This is a genomic window from Klebsiella sp. 64 (assembly GCF_018223915.1).
Classification (GTDB): Bacteria; Pseudomonadota; Gammaproteobacteria; order Enterobacterales; family Enterobacteriaceae; genus Klebsiella; species Klebsiella pneumoniae.
Window position 1 is genome coordinate 1 of sequence record NZ_JAGRQZ010000059.1, and the last position, 3,336, is coordinate 3,336.

General features: G+C 41.3%; 3 protein-coding genes. 1 reads left to right on the top strand and 2 read right to left on the bottom strand.

What is annotated here, in order from left to right; genetic code table 11:
• Positions 1–50: 50 nt before the first annotated feature.
• The gene (locus KHQ23_RS25905) at positions 51–1,205 is read left to right on the top strand and encodes a HEPN/Toprim-associated domain-containing protein (protein WP_228297566.1); all 1,155 of its coding nucleotides are present in this window, start codon (positions 51–53) and stop codon (positions 1,203–1,205) included.
• 240 nt (positions 1,206–1,445) lie between these two features.
• Here the strand turns inward: KHQ23_RS25905 and KHQ23_RS25910 are convergent, their stop codons facing one another.
• Both KHQ23_RS25910 and KHQ23_RS25915 read right to left on the bottom strand, forming a co-directional pair.
• A complete protein-coding gene (locus KHQ23_RS25910) occupies positions 1,446–2,924 on the bottom strand; it encodes a sensor domain-containing diguanylate cyclase (protein ID WP_228297565.1) in 1,479 nt (492 codons plus the stop codon).
• A 4-nt stretch (positions 2,925–2,928) separates the two neighbouring features.
• Positions 2,929–3,336 (bottom strand): recombinase family protein (locus KHQ23_RS25915; RefSeq protein WP_211776977.1); only part of this gene is annotated, 408 nt, incomplete at its 5' end.

Sequence of the window (3,336 nt, forward strand, 5' to 3'; positions counted from 1 at the left end):
AATCAGCAAGTTGGTAGCATCACCCAGATAGCATTCTTTTTCGTACCATTTTGCGAAAACCATTAGGGCAAATAGTCCATCGTCTCGATCTTCTTGGTTTCACTCTTGAGAATGCAGAAAAAGAATATAATCTGATGGTGAAAAAGCTCACCATTGAAAATGATGAGTTTGAAAAATTCTATCCAGAGTATGCAAAACCAAAAGTCGAATTAATGAGATTTCCAGAATTCATCAATTTCATTAAAAATGTCAACCTTAAAGACTTAGATAGCGGTTTTGTAAACGAAGACTCCCCTGAAAAAGAAAAGAGACTAATTAGGGGCAGGTTTACTAATGAACACCTGCTACGCAGCATCCCCCATTATACAAACGATTTTGATAATGCATGGTCTGAAAAATCCGCCTTCGGCTCATTGGTAAATATACTTCACCCATATTCAGTGATCAGATTATTAGCTGAAAATAAAAATAATAGTGGTGAATTTGTTACTTGGGATTATGGTGCTTTAGTTTCCAATGGCTGGGCCAACCTAAAAGATATTGAAACCAACACTCGCAGGCATGACAAGTTTCTCATAGCAACCGAAGGAAGCTCGGACTCTCATATCCTCCAAAAGGCCTTACGCCTCTTGCGACATGACATTGAAGATTTTTTTCATTTCATCGATATGAAGTCAGGACACCCGTTCCCCGGCACTGGCAACTTGATTAAATTTGCCGATGGCCTTGTGAAAATTGACATTCAAAATCGAATTGTTTTTGTATTAGACAACGATTGTGAAGGTATAGAAGCGTACAATAAAATCCGCGAGCTTGCCTTGCCTCAAAATATAAATTGTGTCCATTTACCAGACCTGCCTGATTTCAACGAATTCCCCGCGATTGGGCCTCACGGCATAACTAAAGAAAACATTAACGGGCGCGCGGTGGCAATTGAATGCTATTTGGATTTAACCTATTCGAATTATGATGAAGCAAAGATACGGTGGTCTAACTACAAGAAAGAAAGTGACGCTTATCAGGGAGCGTTAGAAAATAAAGACTATTACACTAAAAGATTCATGAAGCTAAATAAGGGTAGCAAAGCATATGAGAGCTATGATTTTTCAAAAATATCCATAGTATTAAACGAATTAATAAAAGCTTGTTCTAAAATATCATCAGATATTCGAAGTAAACAGTTAGATGACCAGTATCCAGATTAAAAAGGTTTCTGCTTGGAAAACGGAATAAACCACGCTAAGGCTGTTTTTTAACCAAGGCGCTTCTGATTGACTGCCGAATGGCGGGGCTGCTCTGTTTCGGGGTTTGAGGGCCAATGATGTAAAAAACCACGCTAAGGAGATAATTAATTGTTTGTATTGAAATTTAATGGTGCAGAAAACTGTCATGCCCGACAGCCACCTAAAGGTTTTTACCTAATTCGAATTGAGATAGAAAAGATATTAGTCCTGATGGTCTTCTAAGTTGGTCACTTTCACCTGATTTCGCCCAGACCTTTTCGCTTCATAGAGTTTTGAGTCTGCCACTTTCAGTAAATCATCAAAGTGAACAAGCTCCCCTTCCCTCGGATGGCATGTCACTGCACCAATACTGATCGTGACCGTTCTTCTGAGCGAGGTCAGGTTTTCAACGCTTTTTCGTAATCTTTCGCAAGCCAAAAGACAGCCCTTTTCATCCGTTTCAGGGAAAAGCATGATAAATTCCTCCCCGCCAAACCGTGCGACTTTATCCTGGCTTCGTAGAGTATGACTGAGTTCTCTGGCGATACTCTTTAGGGCAAAATCGCCTTCCTGGTGACCATAATCATCGTTATACGATTTAAAAAAATCGATATCGGCAATGGCAAGTGATACAGGGACGGGATGGCGTGCCATTCTGATCATTTCACGCTCAAACCAGAGCATGAATTTTCGACGATTGGCAATTTCCGTCAGACTGTCTTCCGTGGCCATGCGCTCCAGAATAATATTGACCTTATGCAGAGACTCTTTTTGTTTTTTGAGCTCTATCTCCATCATTTTACGCTCATCAATACTTTGAATCTGAGCGATGTAATATTTGATATTACCGTTATCTTCACGTACGAGAGAGACACTCAGAAGGATCCAGATATAATAGCCTGACGCCGTCAAATATCGTTTTTCCAATTGATAGAACGGAATGTTGCCTTGGGAAAGTGCCTCTAATTGCTGTAAGTCCGTGGTTAAATCATCAGGATGTGTGATGTGCTGAAAATTGATGGAAAGCAAATAATCTTCAGTGTACTCCAACATACGGGTCAAGGCGCTGTTAACCTTTACCCACTGGCCTGAAGGGGCTACCAGCACCATCCCGATGGTTGAGTTTTCAAAAATGCTTTCGAGAATGTCGTTATTTTTTCTTAGCGCTGAAATGACGTTTTCATTTTCACTGATTAACAAGTTAATCTCGATTAACGAGCCAATACCCTCAGCCATTAAACTAATGAATTCATAGTCATCCTCAGAGAAAGATATTGCTCTTACCTGAGTGGAAGAAAAATTAAGTGTACCCCATAAGTTTTCTCTCACCCATATTGGTGCCGAGATATAACTTTCAAGCCGCATGCCAATGTAGACGGGGTGAGTATTAAAACCAGGGTGCTCTCCTGCATGTTCAACGCTTATTATTCTATTTTCGCTGACCACTCGCTGGCAATAGGTGTCTTTTAACTCAAAAACCATGCCAGCTGAAATATCTCCTCTTGTTGGTGAAACTGCAAGCAGAGAGTAACGTTCTCCCTCTATCTGACTGATAATACCCAGGGACAGGTTAAAGGCTTTTAACCCTTCATTGAGGATAGCATGGTAGGTCTCTTCAGGAGAAGCATGCCTGTTGGCCAACGCTTCATAAAGGAAGTGAATTCGGTTGATATTAATTTTTTTTTCTTCCATTTTTAACATCGTCTTATCTTTTCGTCTTTTCACGTATAACCCCGATTTGCTCTATCCGAGTCCTTTTCTTCAGTCGGTAAAAGGTCGCCCGCGATACGCCCGTTTTTTCCAGTATAGTTTTCTCTGGTGCATCTTGTGTGATTAACTCCCGCACCATGTCAGACTGACGGTGCGGTTTACGTCCGAATTTCACTCCAGATGCCATGGCCGCTATTCGACCTTCATTAGTCCGCTCCAGAATGCGCTCCTGTTCCGCCTCAGCCACAGCAGCCAGTATTTGAATGACCATCTTACCCATAGTCCCCTCGGTGCTTAAGCCATTTTCAAGAAATCGAATAGCGACACCCTTTTTATGGCACTGTTGCAAATAGTCGGTGGTGATAAACTTATCATCCCTTTTTGCTGATGGAGCTGCACATGA

What these genes read in the sequence shown, in the direction of transcription:
- KHQ23_RS25910 (WP_228297565.1), bottom strand. Translation starts at nt 2,924, where the DNA reads ATGTTAAAAATGGAAGAAAAAAAAATTAATATCAACCGAATTCACTTC.